Genomic DNA, 17,999 nt, shown 5'->3' on the forward strand with positions numbered 1-17,999 from the left:
CACGCGAGATCGATTCATTCCGCCGCCGAGGCCTCCGTACGTGTGGTCTCGCCCACATGCCGGCGCAGTCCGAAGGTGAGCCCGTCGACCAGCGCCTCCCACGAGGCCTCGATGACGTTCGACCCGACGCCGACCGTGGTCCATGACGTCGACCCGTCCGAGGTCTCGATCAGCACCCGCGTCCTCGCGTCCGTGCCGTGCCCCTGGTCAACGCTTCGCGTTGTCACTCCCTCGCTCGGCCTCACTCCGGTCGTCTCGAAGATCCGGACCTTGAAGTCGATCAGGTCGAAGTCGGCGACCACCGGGAAGGCACGGGTGATCGCCGCGCGCAGCGCCTGGTCGAGCGCGTTGACCGGGCCGTTTCCCTCGCCCGTCGAGACGTGGCGTACGCCGTCGGCATGGATCTTCACGATCGCCTCCGTCGCCGAGGCGGTCGAGCGATCATGGCCGCCGCCTCGGGCCTCGGAGATGACCCGCCAGGACTCGACGTCGAAGTAGGAGGGACGGGAGCCCTCGACCTCCTCGATCAGGAGCAGTTCGAACGAGGCGTCCGCAGCCTCGAAGGTGTAGCCGCGCTGCTCGGCGGCCTTGACCCGTTCGGTCACCCGGGTGACCAGGTCGCGGTCGGCCGAGAGGTCGTAGCCGAGCTCACGCCCCTTGAGTTCGATCGAGGCTCGCCCGGCCATGTCCGAGACCAGCAGACGCATATCGTTGCCGACACCGGCCGGGTCCATGTGCTGGTAGAGGTCGGGGTCGACCTTGATCGCGGAGGCGTGCAGCCCCGCCTTGTGCGTGAAGGCCGATGCGCCCACATAGGGCTGGCGTCCCGCGGGCGGCACGTTGGTCACCTCGGCCACCGCGTGGGCGATGCGGGTCGCCTCGCCCAGCAGCCCCGTCGGGAGCACGTCGCGGCCCGTCTTCAGCTGCAGGTTGGCGACCACGGAGACCAGGTCGGCATTGCCCGTACGCTCCCCGTAGCCGTTGATGCAGCCCTGTACGTGCATCGCGCCGGCGTCCACCGCTGCCAGCGTGTTCGCGACGGCGCACCCGGTGTCGTTGTGACAATGGATCCCGACCGCGCCCTGCGTGGTCTGGCGGACGTCGTGGACGACGTCGGCCACCCAGGGCGGAAGCATCCCACCGTTGGTGTCACACAGCGCGACCACCTCGGCGCCCGACTCGTAGGCGGTCTTGAGGACCTCCATGGCGTAGTCCCGGTTGGCTCGGTAGCCGTCGAAGAAGTGCTCGGCGTCGAGGAAGACCTGCTGGCCCTCCTCGCGCAGGTGGGAGACGGTGTCGCGGATCATCGCGAGGTTCTCCTCGAGCGTGGTCCTCAGCGCGAGCTCGACGTGGCGGTCGTGTGACTTGGCCACCAGCGTGACGACTGACGCGCCGGAGTCGCGCAGCGCGGCCACCTGGGGGTCGTCTGCGGCCCTGACACCCGCCCGCCGCGTCGACCCGAACGCCGCCAGCCGCGCGTGCTTGAGGTCGAGCTCGGAGACGGCTCGCTTGAAGAAGTCGGTGTCCTTCGGGTTCGCCCCCGGCCAGCCTCCCTCGATGAACCCGACGCCCAGCCCGTCGAGGTGCCGCGCGATCGCGAGCTTGTCGGCGACGCTGAGGTTGAGGCCCTCCTGCTGCGCACCGTCGCGCAGGGTGGTGTCGTAGACGTGGAACTCCATGATGTTTCCTCGGCTGTTCTGGGGCTGATTCTGCGGGCTGATTCTGGGCTGATTCTGGGGCTGGGCAACAAAAAACCCTCTCGGGGAACGAGAGGGTGGCGCGTCGAGCAGTGCTCGACGCGCTAGCGAATGATGATGACGTACGTCGTCATGGCACCGATACTGCCACGAAATCTCTGCCGGTGGGACGGGTGTCTCACCAGCCGAGGAGCTCGACCCACCACGGTTCGTCGCCACCGGAGAACTGCGATCCCTCATCACCGAGCGTCTGCATCGGAAAGACCGCGAGGACCACGACCACCGCGAACCCGAGGACCCACGGCACCCAGCGCGCCGAGACCCGATGGACCACCCGCACCACGGGATCACGCAGCCGGTCGCGTCCCGAACCGGTCCACAGCGCCAGCACGAACGACAGCCCGGCCAACCCCAACGTCGCCTCGAGGGAGAGCTGCACGGCATAGCCGATCAGCACCGCCGCCACCACGAACCCGAAACCCCACAGACCCAGCAGGACCATCTTCGGGAGCGACCGGACCAGCCGCCAGGGCGCGCCGATCAGGAGCCGGGGCGCATCGTGCCACTTGCGGCCGCGATACCAGCGCCACCTCCGTAGGTCACCGGCGGCCAGGGTGCCGGCGCGGACCAGCAGGGCGACCCCGAGCACGAACAGGAAGCCGACGCTCGGGAACGCGGCGATGAGACCGGTCGCGAAGACGAGCAGACCGATCCAGATTGCGCCTCGGCGCAGCTTCTCGAGAGCACTCGCGGTGCGCGGTCCGACCAGAGCCACCGAGCGATCCGGGCGATCCGGGCGTGGCAGCGGCGGGGTGGTGGCTTTCTCGCGATCGGCCCTGTCGCTCAGCGAGAGCTGCTCGATCGACTTGTGTACGAACGGGCGGCGCGGCGTACGCAGCCACTCGCGCAGCTCCTCCAGCGTCGGACGGTCGGCTGGATCGGGCGCCAGCGCCCGGCCGAGCACCTCGCGCATTGGCTGCGGGATCCCTTGCAGGTCGTGGTCACCACGGCGGGCTCGGTCCATCAGCTTCATCGCGTTGCCCTCGCCGAAGGGCGGACGGCCGGTCGCTGCGTACGTCACCACCGACGCCCACGAGTGCACGTCCGAGGCCGGGGTCGCCGGGTCCCCCACCGCGATCTCGGGAGGTAGGTAGCCCGGCGTGCCGATCAGCAGCCCGGTGACGGTGATCTTCGGGTCGTCGGCGACGCGGGCCAGCCCGAAGTCGATCAGGATCGGCGTACGCCCCTCGACGATGATGTTGGCCGGCTTGATGTCGCGGTGGAGGACGCCGACGGCATGACAGTCGGCGATGCCCTCGGCCAGGTCGCTGGCCAGCTGCTCGACGTCGCCCCTCGAGAGCGGGCCCTCGTTCACGATCTTGTCGTGCAGCGTGGGCCCCGGCACGTAGCGGGTCGCCAGCCACGGCACCTCGCCCCACGGGTCGGCCCCGACCACGCCGGCCACCCACCGGCTCCGCACCCGCTGCAGCGAGGAGACCTCCCGCGCGAGCCTCCGGCGACCCTCCTCGTCCCCCACGAACTGAGTACGCAGCACCTTCAGCGCGACGCGCTCACCGCTCTCGCGGTGGCTGGCGAGGTGGACCCGCCCCATCCCTCCCTGCCCGAGCTCGGAGAGCAGGTCGTAGCCACCGATCGAGTCGCGATCGGTCATCGCCTGGGGACGGCGCGGGGCTGTCGTCACACCACGAACCCTATCCGTCACCCTCACCCCTCAGCCGAAGCGTCACCCGTGCAGGCCGAACCGTCAGCTCTGCAGGCCGAAGCGTCACCCGTGCAGGCCGAAGCGTCACCTCTGCAGGCCGAAGCGTCACCCGTGCAGGCCGAAGCGTCACCTCTGCAGGCCGAAGCGTCAGCTCTGCAGGCCGAGATGGCATCGGATGCCATCTTGCCTGAAGAGCTGACCTCTCGGCCTGCGGGAGCGACCCTCGACCTGCAGAACTGACCTCTCGGCCTGCGGGAGTGACCTCTCGGCGTCAGACGATCTGGCGCATCCAGCCGAAGGTGTCCTCGGCGCGACCGAACTGGATGTCGACGAGCTGCTTGCGGAGGGTCTTCCAGACCTCGCCGTCACCGGCGGAGGCGATGGATCCGCCCTCGTGGACGAGCTCACCGACGGGGGTGACGACGGCGGCGGTGCCGCAGGCGAAGACCTCGGTGATCTCGCCGGACTCGACGCCCGATTTCCACTCGTCGATCCCGAACCGGCGCTCCTCGACGGTGTAGCCGAGCTTGCCCGCGAGCTCGATGATGGAGGCGCGGGTGATGCCCTCCAGGATCGTGCCGGTCTCGGGGGTGACGATCCGTCCGTCGGCGTGGACGAAGTAGAGGTTCATGCCGCCGAGCTCCTCGACGTACTTTCCCTCCTGCGCGTCCAGGAACACCACTTGGTCACACCCGTTCGCCGAGGCCTGGGCCTGGGCGACCAGGGAGGAGGCGTAGTTGCCGCCCGTCTTGGCCGCGCCCATGCCTCCGCGGCCGGCGCGGGTGTAGTCCTCGGTGAGCCAGATCCGGACCGGCTTCACACCGCCCTTGAAGTAGGAGCCGGCGGGCGAGGCGATGACCATGTAGGTCACGTGCTGGGCCGGACGCACGCCGAGGAACGACTCCGAGGCGAACATGAAGGGCCGCAGGTAGAGGCTCTTCTCATCGCTCTCCGAGGCCTCGGGCACCCAGCGCTGGTCGGCCTCGACGAGCTCGAAGACCGACTGGACGAAGTCCTCGATCTCGAGCACTGGAAGCGCGAGCCGCTCGCTGGAACGGGCCATCCGGGCAGCGTTCGCCTCGGGGCGGAAGGACCAGATCGAGCCGTCGGCGTGCCGGTAGGCCTTCATGCCTTCGAAGATCTCCTGGGCGTAGTGCAGCACGGCTGCCGACGGATCCAGGCTGAGCGGTGCGTACGCCTCGATGCGACCGTTGTGCCAGCCCTGTTGGGGCGTCCACTCGACGGTGAGCATGTGATCGGTGAAATGGTTGCCGAAGCCTGGGTTCGCCAGGACCTCCGCGAGCTGCTTGTCGGTGGCCGGTTGGGTCGACAATGTGGTGCTGATCTCCATGACCATGAGATTAGTCCTGTTCTGCGGATGCTGTGCCATTGCGGGCGGGGTAAGTGATGAGGACAGAGAAAGGGCCGGACGCAGGAGAATCTGCGCCCGGCCCTTTGTAGGTTGAGCGTCTAGCTGGTTACTCGCTCGGCGATCGCGTCGCCGACCTCAGAGGTCGTACGTGGCCCGGAACCGCGCTCGGACAGGTCGGCGAGCACGGCGGCGTCGATGGCGGCGGCAGCCTCGGGGTGACCGAGGTGCTCGAGCAGAAGGGCCCCGGACAGGATGGCCGCGGTGGGGTCTGCCTTCTGCTGGCCGGCGATGTCGGGGGCCGAGCCGTGGACCGGCTCGAACATCGAGGGGCTTTCACCCGAGGAGTTGATGTTGCCGGAGGCGGCCAGGCCGATGCCGCCGGTGATGGCAGCGGCGAGGTCGGTGATGATGTCGCCGAAGATGTTGTCGGTGACGACCACGTCGAAACGGGCGGGGTCGGTGGCGAGGAAGATCATCACCGCGTCGATGTGGAGGTAGTCCACGGTGACGTCGGGGAACTCCTCGGCGACCTCCTGGGTGACCCGCCACCACAGCGAGCCGGCGTTGACGAGCACATTGGTCTTGTGGACCAGGGTCAGCTTCTTGCGCGGACGCGCCTGGGCGCGGGCGAAGGCGTCGCGTACGACGCGCTCCACGCCGAAGGCGGTGTTGACCGAGGTCTCGGTGGCGACCTCCTGCGGGGTTCCGACCCGCATCGCGCCACCGTTGCCGGTGTAGAGACCCTCGGTGCCCTCGCGGACGACGACGAAGTCGATCTCGCCCTTGTCGAGCACGGCCGGCGACAGCGGGGAGGTCGCCCCCGGGAAGAGTCGCGACGGGCGCAGGTTGACGTAGTGGTCGAGCTCGAAGCGGAGCTTGAGCAGCAGGCCGCGCTCCAGGATGCCCGGGGGCAGGTTCGGGTCGTTGGGCTTGCCGCCGACGGCGCCGAGCAGGATCGCGTCCTGCTCCTTGATCTCGGCGAGAACCGACTCGGGGAGCACCTCGCCGGTGGCGAGATAGCGCTCGGCGCCGAGGTCGTAGCGGGTCTGCTCGAACTTTACGGGCGAGACGGCCTCGAGCACCTTGAGGGCCTCGGCGGTCACCTCCGGTCCGATGCCGTCGCCGGGGATGACTGCAAGCTTGGTGGTCGACATGATCCGCAGACTAGTTGTCGTCCGGCAGCTGGCCGCCGTTGTCCCGCAGGTCGAGCGCCTGCTGGACCGCGGCGGTCGTGTTCTCGACGCTGTGGGGGTTGTCCGGGCTGTGGCTCGCCGGGCCCCACTCGCGGCCCCACTTATTGTGTTCGGCGGGGTTCTCGGGGTACATCGCGTACATGGCTTCTTCCTTCACACGTCAGGGAAACAGGTGGTGTGGGAGAGAAGCCGAGGGTCTTTGGAAGACGGAAGCCACCGCGACGAGGTGGCTTCTCCTGCGGTCGTTACCGCTGGGCCCCGTCGCGGCACTCGAGTACGAGAAAAATGCTCCGCATGGTGATTCGACGGTAACCCGCGAAAGCCCTGTCGTCATCGAATATGGACGAAAGGTCCGCCATCCGAGACGCCCGTACGCCCGCTCGGGGCCCACATCGGGAAGACTGACCCTGTGAGCGCACCCACAGAGCTACCAGACATCGTGACCCGCGCCTTCGACGTCTCCCGTCGCGCGGGCTATGTGTCGTTCTGCCGCAACGAGACCGGACGGCTGCTGGCGACCCTGGCGGCCACCCGGAGCGGCACGATGGCGGAGTTCGGCACCGGATGCGGTGTCGGCACCGCGTGGCTGCGAAGCGGCGTACGCGGCGAGTCCGCCCACATCGTCTCCGCCGAGCTCGACGAGCACCTCGCCAAGGAGGCCTCCGAGATCTTCGCCGATGACGAGCAGGTCGAGGTCGTCGCCGCCGACTGGGGCACCCTGCGCGACCGCGGCCCGTTCGCACTGCTCTTCCTGGACGCCGAGACCCCAGGCGGGGTCTCCCCCGACCAGCTCTCCGACCTCGTCGAGGTGGGCGGCATCGTCGTCATCGACGACCTCATCCCGACCGACCTGTGGCCGCCGATCGTCTACGGCCGCGTCGACACCCTGCGCGAGTCGTGGCTCACCGACGAGCGCTTCACCACCGTCGAGGTCATGGTCGCCCCCGACACCAGCGTCCTGATCGCCACCAAGCGCTGACGTCGCCCGACAGGACGTCGCTTCGAAGGATCAGATGGCGCAGCCCTCGGGCCCGCAGGCATCGCCGTCCCCGATGATCGTGAGAGCCGGCTTGGTCTCGGCGTACACCTTCTCGAGCAGCTGCGCGAAGAGCTCGGTCGGCTGGGCGCCGGAGACGCCGTACTGTCCCTCGACGACGTAGAACGGAACTCCGGTGGCGCCGTAGGCGCGGGCCTGGTCGATGTCGGCCTGTACGTCACCGGCGAACTCGTCGCTCGCGAGCACCTCGTCCGCTCGGCCCACGCCGATCCCCACGCTCACCGCAGCCTGCCTCAGCACTGTGTGGTCGCCCATGGACTCGCCGCGAGAGAAGTACGCAGCGAGCAGCTCCTCCTTGAGCGCGGCCTGCTTGCCCTCGGCCTTGGCGAGATGGAGCAGCCGGTGGGCGTCGATCGTGCGCGCGTGCGGGGTGTCGTCGTGGCGGAACTCGAGACCGGCCGCCGCCGCGGGGACGTTGGCCTGCTTCATCAGCTCACGGGCCTGGTCCACGGAGGCGCCGAACTTCTTCGCCAGCGCCTCGACCGTGGTCTCCACCGGCACCTGCGGCGCGCTCGGATCGAGCTCGAAGGAGTGGTAGACGATCTCGACCTCGTCGCGGTGCTCGAAGTCGGCCAGGGCCGCCTCGAGATGCCGCTTGCCGATGTAGCACCACGGGCAGACCGACGTCGGACCACACATCAATACGCATGTCATGGGAACGTCTCGTTCGGAACGAAACATTCCGAAGCGGAACAATCTGGCTCTGACCGCGTCTGAGGCCGTCCCGGGAGAGCCGAATCCCGAGGGTTGAACCCTGAGCCGCCTCAGGGGCGGTCAGGGGTAGGTCCAGGAATCTGCCGGGGATCTGCCGGACGCGCACGGGGGCCGCGCTGGAAGAGGCTCTGAGCATGATCCAGATCGATGGCCTCACCAAGAGGTACGGCAGATTCACGGCCGTCAACAACGTGACTCTCACCGCCGAGCCAGGCCGGGTAACCGGCTTCCTCGGCCCCAACGGCGCCGGCAAGTCGACGACCATGCGCATCCTGGTCGGACTCACCGATCCGTCCTCCGGCAGCGCACACCTCCTCGGCCGCCACTTCTCCCAGCTACCGAACCCGGGCCGCGAGGTCGGTGTCCTCCTCGACGCCTCCGCGCAGCACGGCGGGCGCACCGGACGCGAGATCCTCACCCTCGCCGCCCGCACGATGGGATTGTCGAAGGCCAGCGTGGGCGAGACCCTGGAGCGGGTCAGCCTCACCGAGGAGGAGGCCGGGCGTCGCGTACGCAACTACTCCCTCGGGATGCGGCAGCGCCTCGGGATCGCGACGGCTCTGATCGGCGACCCGGAGGTGTTGATCCTCGACGAGCCGGCCAACGGCCTCGACCCCGCCGGGATCCGCTGGATGCGCGACCTGCTGCGCGGTTTCGCCGACGACGGCGGGACCGTACTGCTCTCCTCGCACCTGCTGCACGAGATCGAGGTGATCGCCGACGACATCGTCGTCATCGGCAACGGACGGATCGTCGCTCAAGGCACCAAGCAGGAGCTGCTCGCCAGCGGCGAGTCGTACGCCCGCTCCAGTGACCCCACCTCGCTCGGCCGAATGCTGCAGAGCGCCGGTCACAACGTCGAGATCACCACGGACGGCGCTGTCCGTACCGACGCCGACCTCGCCACCGTCGGCCAGATCGCCTTCGACGCCGGGCTGGTGCTGAGTGAGCTCCGTGCCGCCGACGGCGCCGGGCTCGAGGAGATGTTCCTCCAGCTCACCGCCGAGACCCAGCGTGACCACCTCGAGACCCCGGAAGGGCTCGACACTCCGAAAGGGAAGGCAGCATGACCACCACGACCATCGCCCCGGAGCCGGTCGGCCCAGCCGGACGCCACGTTGATGCGGCCCACCGCCCGCAGCGGGCCGTCCCCGCCCCCATCCCCTTCGGCCGCATCGCCGGCATCGAGCTGCGCAAGATGTTCGACACCCGGTCGGGGTTCTGGCTGATGGCCAGCCTGGTCGTGCTCTCACTGGCCGCCACAGTGGTGACGATCATCTTCGTCGACGCCGACAACCTCGACTACGAGGGCTTCGCCAGCGCGTGGGGCATCCCGATGTCGGTGATCCTGCCGATGATCGCGGTGCTCGCGGTCACCAGTGAATGGAGCGCCCGCAGTGCTCTGACCACCTTCACCCTGGTGCCCGGACGCGGCCGGGTCATCGCCGCGAAGGCCGTCGTCACCGCTCTCGTCGGTGTCGCCGCCATCGCGGTCGCAGCCCTCGTCGGAGCCCTCGGCTACTTCGGCGTGGCAACCGTCATGGACCTCGACCCGGTCTGGAACCTCTCGTTCACCGAGCTCGCCCAGGTCACCCTGGCCAGCGAGATCGGGATGTTCATGGGTTTCATGCTCGGCATGCTCTTCCGCAGCTCCCCGGGCGCGATCGTGGCGTACTTCGTCTACGCCCTCGTCCTACCCGGCGTCTCCTCGGCGCTCGCCTCGACCAACACCTGGTGGGCCGAGCACGCCACCTGGTTCGACCTCAACTGGGCGACCATGAACCTCTACACCGAGATGACCGACAAGATGTGGGCGCAACTGGGGGTCGCGAGCCTGATCTGGCTCCTGATCCCGCTCCTGATCGGCCTCCGCCTCGTCCTCAAGTCCGAAGTCAAGTAACTCCCCGACCCGGCGCAACTGCCCCAAGAAACCCCTCCGAGTCGACGCAACTGCCCCAAGATTCAGTGCCGAGCCGGCGCGTCTGCCCCAAGGAAAACGGCCGAGTCGGCGTCAGATCCTGGGACATTAGCGCCGACTCGGCAGTGCCTCGGTCAGCGGGCGGCTGAGCCTTCGGTGTAGTCGTCGTCGGCCTGGCTCCACGAGAAGTGGGAGCGCAGGGCCTTGCCGGTGGCCTCGATCGGGTGACCGGCCTCTTCCTCGCGCAGCTTCTTGAACTCGGCCGCGCCGTTGTCCTGGTCGGCGATGAAGCGCTCGGCGAAGGAGCCGTCCTGGATCTCGGTGAGGACCTGCTTCATCGTCTCCTTGACCTGCGGGCCGATGACGCGCGGGCCGGAGACGTAGTCGCCGTACTCAGCGGTGTCGGAGATCGACCAGCGCTGCTTGGCGATGCCGCCCTCCCACATCAGGTCGACGATGAGCTTGAGCTCGTGGAGCACCTCGAAGTAGGCGATCTCGGGCTGGTAGCCGGCCTCGGTCAGCGTCTCGAACCCGGCCTGCACCAGGTGGGAAACGCCGCCGCAGAGCACGGTCTGCTCGCCGAAGAGGTCGGTCTCGGTCTCCTCGGTGAAGGTCGTCTTGATGACACCGGCGCGGGTGCCACCGATGCCCTTGGCGTACGCCTTGGCAACATCCCACGCGGAGCCGGAGGCGTCCTGCTCGACGGCGATGATGTCCGGGATGCCACGGCCGGCGACGTACTCACGACGGACCGTGTGGCCCGGCGCCTTCGGCGCCACCAGGATGACGTCGACGCCCTCGGGCGCCTTGATGTAGCCGAAGCGGACGTTGAAGCCGTGGCCGAAGACGAGGGTCTTGCCGGCGGTCACGTGCGGGGCGAGCTCGTCGTTGTAGAGGCCGCGCTGGTGCTGGTCGGGGGCGAGGATGACGATCACGTCGGCCTCGGCGGCCGCGTCGGCCGGGGTGAGGACCTTGAGGCCCTCCTCCTCCGCCTTGGCGGTCGACTTCGAGCCGGGCTGCAGGCCGACGCGCACGTCCACGCCGGAGTCACGCAGGTTGAGCGCGTGGGCATGGCCCTGGCTGCCGTAGCCGATGACCGCCACCTTCTTCGCCTGGATCAGCGAGAGGTCAGCGTCGTCGTCGTAGAAAATCTCAGCCACGGGGGCTTCTCCTTTTCATCGGTGGTCGACCTCGTCGAGTCCACCAGTAGTGATTGATGTTGGTTTGGTTCAGACCGCGGAAGGCGGAGCGGGCACAGCCACGGATCGCAGGCTGCGCTCGGAGATCGACCGGGAGCCGCGGCCCATGCCGACCATGCCGGACTGGGAGAGCTCACGGATGCCGAACGGCTCGATGACCCGCAGGAAGTCGTTGAGCTTGCCGGTGTTGCCGGCGAGCTGGACGACGACGGTGTCGGTGGACACGTCGACGACCTTGGCGCGGAAGAGCTGGATGGTGTCGAGCACCTGGCTGCGGGTCTCCGTGGTGGCGGTGATCTTGACGAGCATGAGCGCGCGCTGGACGCGCGACTCGGGCTCGAGCTCGACGATCTTGATCACCTCGACCAGCTTGTTGAGCTGCTTGGTGACCTGCTCGAGAGGGGTGTTCTCGAGGTTGACCACGACCGTCATACGGGAGATCTCGTCGTGCTCGGTCGGCCCCACCGCGAGGGACTCGATGTTGAAGCCACGGCGCGAGAAGAGCGCGGCCACGCGCGCCAGGACACCGGGCTTGTTCTCGACCAGGACGCTCAGCGTGTGCTTGCCGCCGGTCTTCACGGGCTGAATCGTCATCACAGATCGTCCTCGTCGAACTCGGGCGCGAGGTCGCGCGCGTACTGGATCTCGTCATTCGAGGAGCCGGCGGCGACCATCGGCCACACCATGGCGTCCTTGTTGACCCGGAAGTCGACCACGACGGGCATGTCGTTGATCTCCATGGCCTTCTCGATCGTGGCGTCGACGTCGTCGGCGGTCTCGCAGGCCAGGCCGACGCAACCCATGGCCTCGGCCAACTTCGGGAAGTCGGGGATGCGGGCCGGCTTGTCGTGCCCCTGCAGGTTGGTGTTGGAGTAGCGCTCGCCGTAGAAGAGCGTCTGCCACTGGCGCACCATGCCGAGGTTCTCGTTGTTGATGATCGCGACCTTGATCGGGATGCCCTCGATCGCGCAGGTGGCGAGCTCCTGGTTGGTCATCTGGAAGCAGCCGTCGCCGTCGATCGACCACACGGTGGCGTCCGGACGCCCGACCTTCGCTCCCATCGCCGCCGGGACGGAGTAGCCCATCGTGCCCAGGCCGCCGGAGTTGATCCAGGTGTTGGGGTGCTCGTAGCCGATGAACTGCGCGGCCCACATCTGGTGCTGGCCGACACCGGCGGTGAAGATCGTCTCCGAGCCGGAGATGTGACCGAGCCGCTCGATGACGTACTGCGGGGAGAGGCCCTCGGTGGGGAGGTCATAACCGAGCGGGTACGCCTTCTTGATCCCGGCCATGAACGCGACCCAGCCCTCGTAGTCGCCCTCCTTGCCGGCCGCCTTCTCGGCGGTGAGCACCGCGATCAGGTCGGTGAGCACCTCGCGCACGTCGCCCACGATCGGGACGTCGGCGTAGCGGTTCTTGCCGATCTCGGCCGGGTCGATGTCGGCGTGGATCACCTTGGCGTTGGGCGCGAAGGAGTCCAGGTTGCCGGTGACACGGTCGTCGAAGCGGGCACCGAGGCTGATGATCAGGTCGGCCTTCTGCAGACCGGCGACCGCGGGCACGGTGCCGTGCATGCCCGGCATACCGAGGTGCTGCGGGTGTGAGTCGGGGAACGCGCCGCGGGCCATCAGAGTCGTCACGACCGGGATCCCGGTGAGGACGGCCAGCTCCATCAGCTCGCGGTGGGCGCCGGAGCGGATGGTGCCGCCCCCGACGTACAGCACCGGCTTCTTGGCCTCCAGCATCAGGCGCGCCGCCTCGCGGATCTGCTTGGCGTGCGGCTTGGTCACCGGGCGGTAGCCCGGCAGGTGGAGCTCGGTCGGCCACCGATAGGTGGTGGTGGCCTGCATCGCCGACTTGGTGACGTCGACGAGGACCGGACCCGGCCGGCCGGAGCTGGCCAGGTGGAAGGCCTCAGCGACCCGCTGCGGGATCTCCGCGGGGTCGGTGATGAGGAAGCTGTGCTTGGTGACCGGCATCGTGATGCCGCGGATGTCGGCCTCCTGGAAGCCGTCGGTGCCGATCAGGCTGGCCGCGACCTGGCCGGTGATGGCGACCATCGGCACGGAGTCCATGTTGGCGTCGGCGAGCGGGGTGACCAGGTTGGTCGCGCCCGGGCCGCTGGTGGCCATGCACACGCCGACCTTGCCGGTCGCGGCGGCGTAACCCTGGGCGGCGTGGCCGGCGCCCTGCTCGTGGCGTACGAGGATGTGGCGGATCTTCGAGTCCATCAGCGGGTCGTACGCCGGAAGGATCGCTCCTCCCGGAATGCCGAAGATGTTCTCGGCTCCCGCTGCTTCCAGCGACTTGACCAGGCTCTGTGCGCCTGTCATCTGCTCGCTCATATCCGTCATCGTCCTACTCGTGGGATCTGGTGGAAGGTGCTGCTCGTGCAACAAAAAACCCCCCCGGCCCGGATGGGCAACGGAGGGAGACGCGTCGTCTGGGGCCAGTGGCTCCTAGGCGACGCGCCTGATAAGTACGAGAATGCTGTGCAGCATGCCCACACGTTAACCCCATGTGTCGCGCCGTGTCACCTCACCTTATCGCGCGTCCCACGATCTGAGATAACCGTCCCAGTATCTGTCAGTTGCTCGGGCCCGTGGGCTCAGGACAGGCCGAGCCGCTGGCGCAGGAAGGTCCAGGCGAAGGCGGAGAGGTGCGCCGCCTGGGCGTTGTTGGCAGCGCCTCCGTGGCCACCCTCGATGTTCTCGTAGTAGGTGACGTCCTTGCCGGTCGCGGCCAGCAGCGCCGCCATCTTGCGGGCGTGGCCGGGATGCACCCGGTCGTCCTTGGTGGAGGTGGTGAGCAGGACCGGCGGATAGGCCGTCGCCTCGTCGAGCAGGTGGTAGGGCGAGAAGGTCCTGATGAACTCCCACTCCTCCGGTACGTCCGGGTCGCCGTACTCCGCCATCCACGACGCCCCCGCGAGCAGATGCGAGTAGCGCTTCATGTCCAGCAGCGGCACCTGGATCACGACAGCGCCGAAGAGATCGGGATAGAGGGTGAGCATGTTGCCGGTCAGCAGCCCGCCGTTGGAGCCGCCCTGGACCCCGAGGCGCTCGGCGTCGGTGACACCGGTCGCGACCAGGTCGCGCGCGACGGCGGCGAAGTCCTCGTACGCCCGGTGCCGGTTCTCCTTCAGCGCAGCCTGGTGCCACGCCGGGCCATACTCCCCTCCCCCGCGGATGTTGGCCACCACGTAGACCCCACCCTCATCGAGCCAGGCGCGGCCCACACCGGCGGAGTAACCGGGCGTCATCGGGATCTCGAATCCGCCATAGCCGTAGAGCAGAGTCGCGGCCGGCGGCGTGGAGCCGTCGATGTGCGCCTGCCTGCCGACGATGAAGTAAGGCACCCGGGTGCCGTCGAGCGAGGTGGCGAAGCGCTGCTCGGCGACGAGCCCGTCGGCCTCGAACCACGCCGGAGCCGACTTGAGCACCTCGGGAGCGGACCCGGCCGAGCTCGGGTCGCCCAAGGTCGTCGTGGCGTACGTCGTCGGGGTCAGGTAGCCGCTGGTCACCACCCAGACCTCGTCGGACTCGACGGCGTCGACCGACCGGGTCCCGACGGCCGCCACCGGATCAGTCGCCGGGAACTCGGACCGTCGCCAACCCGCACCGGGGTCAGCGGAGCTTGTCGAGTCCCCTTCCCCCTGCGTCCCGACGTCACCCGACGCCGGAGGCGTCAATATGTGCAGCCGGTTCTTGACGTCGTCGAACACGTTGAGCACCAGGTGGTTGCGGGTCCAGGTGGCACCCGCGAGCGAGGTGGCGGCGGTCGGCTCGAAGAGAACGGTGAGGTCGCGCTCACCCGCCAGGAACTCCTCGGCGCCGATCGCGAGCAGCGAGCCCGCGACGTACGTCGTCTCCTTCGGGGTCCAGTCGTCGCGGAGGTCGATGACGAGCCACTCACGGTGGAAGCCGGCCTCGGCGGAGTCGGGGATGTCGAGCTTGGTGAGGCTCTGGTCGGGCGTGCCGGGGTCGGTGACGACGTAGGTCTCGGACCGGTAGAACGCGATCGAGCGGCTGACCAGGTCGCGCTCGAAGCCGGGAGTGTGGAGGTGGCGGGCGGAGATGTACATGTCCTCGTCGGTGCCCTCGTAGACCACCGCCGCGTCCTCGAACGCCGTGCCGCGGCGCCACAGCTTCACGATGCGCGGATAGCCCGACGGGGTCAGGCTCCCGGGGCCGAAGTCGGTGAAGACATAGACCGCGTCGGGGCCGCACCAGGAGAGCCCGCCCTTGGCGCCGCCCTGCTCGACGGCACGGGTGAAGCCACCGTCCTCGGGACGTACGAAAGCCTTCTCGACCAGGTCGAACTCCCTGGTCACGTCGGCGTCGGAGCCACCCGGGGAGAGGTCGATGAGCACCTTGCGCCACGGCTCGCCGGCGGGAGGCCGGAGCACCGAGGCGCCGTGCCAGACCCAGCGCTCATCCTCGGCGGCGGCGAGCGCGTCGAGGTCGAGCAGGATCTCCCACTCGGGGTCGTCGGTGCGGTAGGAATCCGGCGTGGTGCGCCGCCAGAGACCGCGCTCGTGGTCCGCGTCGCGCCAGAAGTTGTAGTAGTGCTCGCCGAGCTGGGAGACCTCCGGGATCCGGTCGTCGGAGTCGAGCACCTCCAGGATCTGCGCCTCGATCTTCGTGAAGACGGGGTCCGCCCCGATGCCCGCGTGCGCCTCGTCGTTGCGCGCCCGCACCCAGGCCAGCGCGTCGGCTCCCTCGACCTCCTCCAGCCAGCCGAACGGGTCCTCCCCGGCGGCGTCGAGCGGGGTCACGATCGTCGGCTCAGAGGTCATGCGGGAAGGCTACTTCGCGGTGTGCGAGTTGCGGCCGACAGGCACACTTGCGGCATGGATGAGGCGGAGGGGTCGTCGAGGGGGCTGCCGCGGCGCGCGGCGACACGGACGGCCAAGCTGGCCGCCCTGCCGATGGGGTACGCCGGACGCAAGGCGCTCGGGCTGGGCAAGCGGATCGGTGGCCGGCCCGCGGAGGCGGTGCTCGCTGACGTCCACCAACGTACGGCCGACCAGCTCTTCCGCACCCTGGGTGAGCTCAAAGGCGGCGCGATGAAGGTCGGGCAGATGCTCTCGATCATGGAGGCGGCGATGCCGGAGTCGCAGGCGGCCCACTACCGCGACCAGCTCACCCGGCTCCAGGACTCCGCTCCCCCGATGCCGACCGGGATCGTCCGCGGCCTGCTGGCCCGCGACCTCGGACCGGACTGGGCCGAGCAGCTGGTCGAGCTCTCCGAGGAGCCGGCAGCGTCGGCCTCGATCGGGCAGGTGCACCGGGGGCGTTGGGCCGACGGGCGTGAGGTCGCGGTGAAGGTGCAGTATCCCGGCGCAGACGAGGCGCTGCGCGCCGACCTGCGCCAGATCGGCCGGGTCGCGGCGATCGGCAACGCCGTGGTGCCCGGGATGGACATCAAGGCGCTGGTCACCGAGCTGCAGGACCGAGTCGTCGAGGAGCTCGACTACCCGAAGGAGGCCGAGGCCCAGCACGTCTTCTCCGAGGCGTACGCCGACCATCCCCTGATCGAGGTGCCGGACGTCGTCGCCGTGGGACCCAGCGTGCTCGTCACCGAGTGGGTGGAATCGGAAGGCTCGATCGCGAAGGTGATCGCGGAGGGCACTCCGCAGGAGCGCGACCACTACGGCGAGCTGCTCGTGCGGTTCTGGTTCTCCGCGCCCGGTCTGACCGGGATGCTGCACGCCGACCCGCACCCCGGAAACTTCCGGGTCCTGCCCGAGGGCCGCCTCGCCGTGCTCGACTTCGGACTTGCCGCGCGGCTCCCGGATCGTGGCTTCCCCGCGCCGATGGGCCGGCTGATCAGGATCGCCGCGACCGGTGACGCCGACGCGCTGGTCGCCGGGCTGCGCCACGAGGGCTTCATCCGAGAGGGGATCAAGGTCGAGCCGCAGCACGTGCTCGACTATCTGGCGCCCTGGGTGACACCCGCGCTGGAGGAGCGCTTCCGGTTCACCAGGGAGTGGATGCGGGAGGAGTTCAAGCGGATCAACGACCCCAAGGACCCTGCCTACACGGTCGGCCTGAAGCTCAACCTGCCGCCGTCCTACCTGCTCATCCACCGGGTCTGGCTCGGTGGGCTCGGGGTGCTGGCACAGCTCAACGCGGAGGCGCCGTTCCGGGAGATCCTCGAGGAGCACCTGCCCGGGTTCGCGGGCTGAGTCCCCGCTCCGGTTGGTCAGGGCAGCAGGCTCTGACCGACCGGGTCGGGGTTGTAGGCGATCTCCCAACGAACACCGTCCGGGTCGGCGAAGTAGCCGGTGTAGCCGCCCCAGACGCGTTCCTCACCGGCCGATGCATCGCGGCCGAGCGACCTCGCCAGCTCCAGGACACCGTCGACCTCCTCGCGAGTGGCCACGTTGTGAGCGAGGGTGAACGGCGCGACGCCGTCGGCGACGGCGATCCTGCCGACCTCCTCCTCGAACTCAGCGCGGTCCCACAGCGAGAGGATCACATGCTCGCCGACGCGGATCATGAGAACCCCGTCGGCCTCGAGCTCCGGCGCCCAGCCGAGGCCGTCGACATAGAACGCCCTGCTCGCCGCCACGTCGGCGACGGCGAGGGTGATGAAACTGATGCGCTGGTCCATGACAGTCACCCTGCCACGGACCAGCGACACCTTCAGCCCTACTTGTCGGGCCTACTTGTCGGGCCTACTTGTCGGGCCTACTTGTCAGGCTTGGGCTGCTTGACCGGCTGCTCGCGGAGGACGTCACGACGAGCGCGGTACTCGTTCTCGTCGATCGCACCCTCTGCGTACCTCTCTGCCAGCTTCGCCTCACCCGCACGTCGCGGTCCCTCGGCCGCGCGCTGGCGGCCGAACAGGATGATCGCGGTGATGATCCCCGCGATCACCAGGAACCACAGGATCGGGAAGATCGGCCAGAACGCCGGCGGACCTCCGCCGTCGTGCCATGGTCCGCTCTCTCGCCACGGACCCCAGTTGTCGCCGGCCACGGCGATGGTGGCCACAGTCTCGTTGATGCTCATTTCTCGTGTCCTTTCCGGAGGCTTCGTACGCATCCCAGACTGCTGCGCACAGGCCACCGGCACATCGGCTCACGAGCGGGGGCGGCGTACGCAATCATGCGTACGCC

At 68.7% G+C, this 17,999-nt stretch carries 16 protein-coding genes; 4 read left to right on the forward strand and 12 right to left on the reverse strand.

What is annotated here, in order from left to right; translation table 11 throughout:
• Nucleotides 1-14: 14 nt before the first annotated feature.
• The 5 genes from cimA to ACRDPS_RS12200 form a co-directional block, all read right to left on the reverse strand.
• Nucleotides 15-1,679 (reverse strand): citramalate synthase, encoded by a 1,665-nt coding sequence (cimA, locus tag ACRDPS_RS12180; RefSeq protein WP_431501901.1) that lies wholly within the window; start codon nucleotides 1,677-1,679, stop codon nucleotides 15-17.
• Between the two features lie 196 nt (nucleotides 1,680-1,875).
• Complete coding sequence (locus ACRDPS_RS12185; protein ID WP_431501902.1) at nucleotides 1,876-3,399, reverse strand: protein kinase domain-containing protein; 1,524 nt, start codon at nucleotides 3,397-3,399, stop codon at nucleotides 1,876-1,878.
• A gap of 292 nt (nucleotides 3,400-3,691) precedes the next feature.
• Nucleotides 3,692-4,771: a branched-chain amino acid aminotransferase gene (locus ACRDPS_RS12190; RefSeq protein ID WP_431501903.1), complete on the reverse strand. Its 1,080-nt coding sequence runs from the start codon at nucleotides 4,769-4,771 to the stop codon at nucleotides 3,692-3,694.
• A gap of 119 nt (nucleotides 4,772-4,890) precedes the next feature.
• On the reverse strand, nucleotides 4,891-5,946 hold the full coding sequence (locus ACRDPS_RS12195) for a 3-isopropylmalate dehydrogenase (RefSeq protein ID WP_431501904.1): 1,056 nt from the start codon (nucleotides 5,944-5,946) through the stop codon (nucleotides 4,891-4,893).
• A gap of 10 nt (nucleotides 5,947-5,956) precedes the next feature.
• On the reverse strand, nucleotides 5,957-6,127 hold the full coding sequence (locus ACRDPS_RS12200) for a hypothetical protein (protein WP_431501905.1): 171 nt from the start codon (nucleotides 6,125-6,127) through the stop codon (nucleotides 5,957-5,959).
• A 267-nt stretch (nucleotides 6,128-6,394) separates the two neighbouring features.
• On the opposite strand from ACRDPS_RS12200, the gene ACRDPS_RS12205 reads away from it, so the two are divergent.
• A complete protein-coding gene (locus tag ACRDPS_RS12205; RefSeq protein ID WP_431501906.1) occupies nucleotides 6,395-6,964 on the forward strand; it encodes an O-methyltransferase in 570 nt (189 codons plus the stop codon).
• Nucleotides 6,965-6,994: 30 nt separating this feature from the next.
• Here the strand turns inward: ACRDPS_RS12205 and ACRDPS_RS12210 are convergent, their stop codons facing one another.
• Complete coding sequence (locus ACRDPS_RS12210) at nucleotides 6,995-7,696, reverse strand: DsbA family oxidoreductase (RefSeq protein ID WP_431501907.1); 702 nt, start codon at nucleotides 7,694-7,696, stop codon at nucleotides 6,995-6,997.
• Between the two features lie 194 nt (nucleotides 7,697-7,890).
• Between ACRDPS_RS12210 and ACRDPS_RS12215 the strand changes: the two genes are divergently transcribed.
• Both ACRDPS_RS12215 and ACRDPS_RS12220 read left to right on the forward strand, forming a co-directional pair.
• On the forward strand, nucleotides 7,891-8,826 hold the full coding sequence (locus ACRDPS_RS12215; protein ID WP_431501908.1) for an ABC transporter ATP-binding protein: 936 nt from the start codon (nucleotides 7,891-7,893) through the stop codon (nucleotides 8,824-8,826).
• Nucleotides 8,823-9,656 (forward strand): ABC transporter permease, encoded by an 834-nt coding sequence (locus ACRDPS_RS12220; protein WP_431501909.1) that lies wholly within the window; start codon nucleotides 8,823-8,825, stop codon nucleotides 9,654-9,656. Before ACRDPS_RS12215 ends, ACRDPS_RS12220 begins: the two co-directional genes overlap by 4 nt.
• Before the next feature lie 152 nt (nucleotides 9,657-9,808).
• On the opposite strand, the gene ilvC is transcribed toward ACRDPS_RS12220, so the two are convergent.
• The 4 genes from ilvC to ACRDPS_RS12240 form a co-directional block, all read right to left on the reverse strand.
• Nucleotides 9,809-10,834: a ketol-acid reductoisomerase gene (gene ilvC / locus ACRDPS_RS12225; RefSeq protein WP_431501910.1), complete on the reverse strand. Its 1,026-nt coding sequence runs from the start codon at nucleotides 10,832-10,834 to the stop codon at nucleotides 9,809-9,811.
• A 69-nt stretch (nucleotides 10,835-10,903) separates the two neighbouring features.
• Entirely contained in the window at nucleotides 10,904-11,467 is a 564-nt protein-coding gene (ilvN, locus tag ACRDPS_RS12230; RefSeq protein ID WP_431501911.1) for an acetolactate synthase small subunit, read from the reverse strand.
• On the reverse strand, nucleotides 11,467-13,218 hold the full coding sequence (locus ACRDPS_RS12235; RefSeq protein WP_431501912.1) for an acetolactate synthase large subunit: 1,752 nt from the start codon (nucleotides 13,216-13,218) through the stop codon (nucleotides 11,467-11,469). The genes ilvN and ACRDPS_RS12235 overlap by 1 nt, the downstream gene beginning before the upstream one ends.
• Nucleotides 13,219-13,481: 263 nt before the next feature.
• Nucleotides 13,482-15,671 (reverse strand): prolyl oligopeptidase family serine peptidase, encoded by a 2,190-nt coding sequence (locus tag ACRDPS_RS12240; protein ID WP_431501913.1) that lies wholly within the window; start codon nucleotides 15,669-15,671, stop codon nucleotides 13,482-13,484.
• A 54-nt stretch (nucleotides 15,672-15,725) separates the two neighbouring features.
• On the opposite strand from ACRDPS_RS12240, the gene ACRDPS_RS12245 reads away from it, so the two are divergent.
• Nucleotides 15,726-17,063: an ABC1 kinase family protein gene (locus tag ACRDPS_RS12245; RefSeq protein ID WP_431501914.1), complete on the forward strand. Its 1,338-nt coding sequence runs from the start codon at nucleotides 15,726-15,728 to the stop codon at nucleotides 17,061-17,063.
• A gap of 17 nt (nucleotides 17,064-17,080) precedes the next feature.
• Here the strand turns inward: ACRDPS_RS12245 and ACRDPS_RS12250 are convergent, their stop codons facing one another.
• Nucleotides 17,081-17,491: a VOC family protein gene (locus ACRDPS_RS12250; RefSeq protein WP_431501915.1), complete on the reverse strand. Its 411-nt coding sequence runs from the start codon at nucleotides 17,489-17,491 to the stop codon at nucleotides 17,081-17,083.
• 77 nt (nucleotides 17,492-17,568) lie between these two features.
• Nucleotides 17,569-17,892, reverse strand: a complete 324-nt coding sequence (locus ACRDPS_RS12255) for an SHOCT domain-containing protein (RefSeq protein ID WP_431501916.1) — start codon at nucleotides 17,890-17,892, stop codon at nucleotides 17,569-17,571.
• Nucleotides 17,893-17,999 lie beyond the last annotated feature (107 nt).

It is taken from the genome of Nocardioides sp., from assembly GCF_050699375.1.
GTDB lineage: Bacteria > Actinomycetota > Actinomycetes > Propionibacteriales > Nocardioidaceae > Nocardioides.

Excerpts from the sequence above, each read along its gene's own strand:
- ACRDPS_RS12215 (WP_431501908.1), top strand. The coding sequence starts at position 7,891 with ATGATCCAGATCGATGGCCTCACCAAGAGGTACGGCAGATTCACGGCC.
- cimA (WP_431501901.1), bottom strand. The coding sequence starts at position 1,679 with ATGGAGTTCCACGTCTACGACACCACCCTGCGCGACGGTGCGCAGCAG.
- ACRDPS_RS12245 (WP_431501914.1), top strand. The coding sequence starts at position 15,726 with ATGGATGAGGCGGAGGGGTCGTCGAGGGGGCTGCCGCGGCGCGCGGCG.
- ACRDPS_RS12250 (WP_431501915.1), bottom strand. The coding sequence starts at position 17,491 with ATGGACCAGCGCATCAGTTTCATCACCCTCGCCGTCGCCGACGTGGCG.
- ACRDPS_RS12200 (WP_431501905.1), bottom strand. The coding sequence starts at position 6,127 with ATGTACGCGATGTACCCCGAGAACCCCGCCGAACACAATAAGTGGGGC.
- ACRDPS_RS12240 (WP_431501913.1), bottom strand. The coding sequence starts at position 15,671 with ATGACCTCTGAGCCGACGATCGTGACCCCGCTCGACGCCGCCGGGGAG.
- ACRDPS_RS12210 (WP_431501907.1), bottom strand. The coding sequence starts at position 7,696 with ATGACATGCGTATTGATGTGTGGTCCGACGTCGGTCTGCCCGTGGTGC.
- ACRDPS_RS12235 (WP_431501912.1), bottom strand. The coding sequence starts at position 13,218 with ATGAGCGAGCAGATGACAGGCGCACAGAGCCTGGTCAAGTCGCTGGAA.
- ACRDPS_RS12190 (WP_431501903.1), bottom strand. The coding sequence starts at position 4,771 with ATGGAGATCAGCACCACATTGTCGACCCAACCGGCCACCGACAAGCAG.
- ACRDPS_RS12220 (WP_431501909.1), top strand. The coding sequence starts at position 8,823 with ATGACCACCACGACCATCGCCCCGGAGCCGGTCGGCCCAGCCGGACGC.
- ACRDPS_RS12195 (WP_431501904.1), bottom strand. The coding sequence starts at position 5,946 with ATGTCGACCACCAAGCTTGCAGTCATCCCCGGCGACGGCATCGGACCG.
- ACRDPS_RS12255 (WP_431501916.1), bottom strand. The coding sequence starts at position 17,892 with ATGAGCATCAACGAGACTGTGGCCACCATCGCCGTGGCCGGCGACAAC.
- ilvN (WP_431501911.1), bottom strand. The coding sequence starts at position 11,467 with ATGACGATTCAGCCCGTGAAGACCGGCGGCAAGCACACGCTGAGCGTC.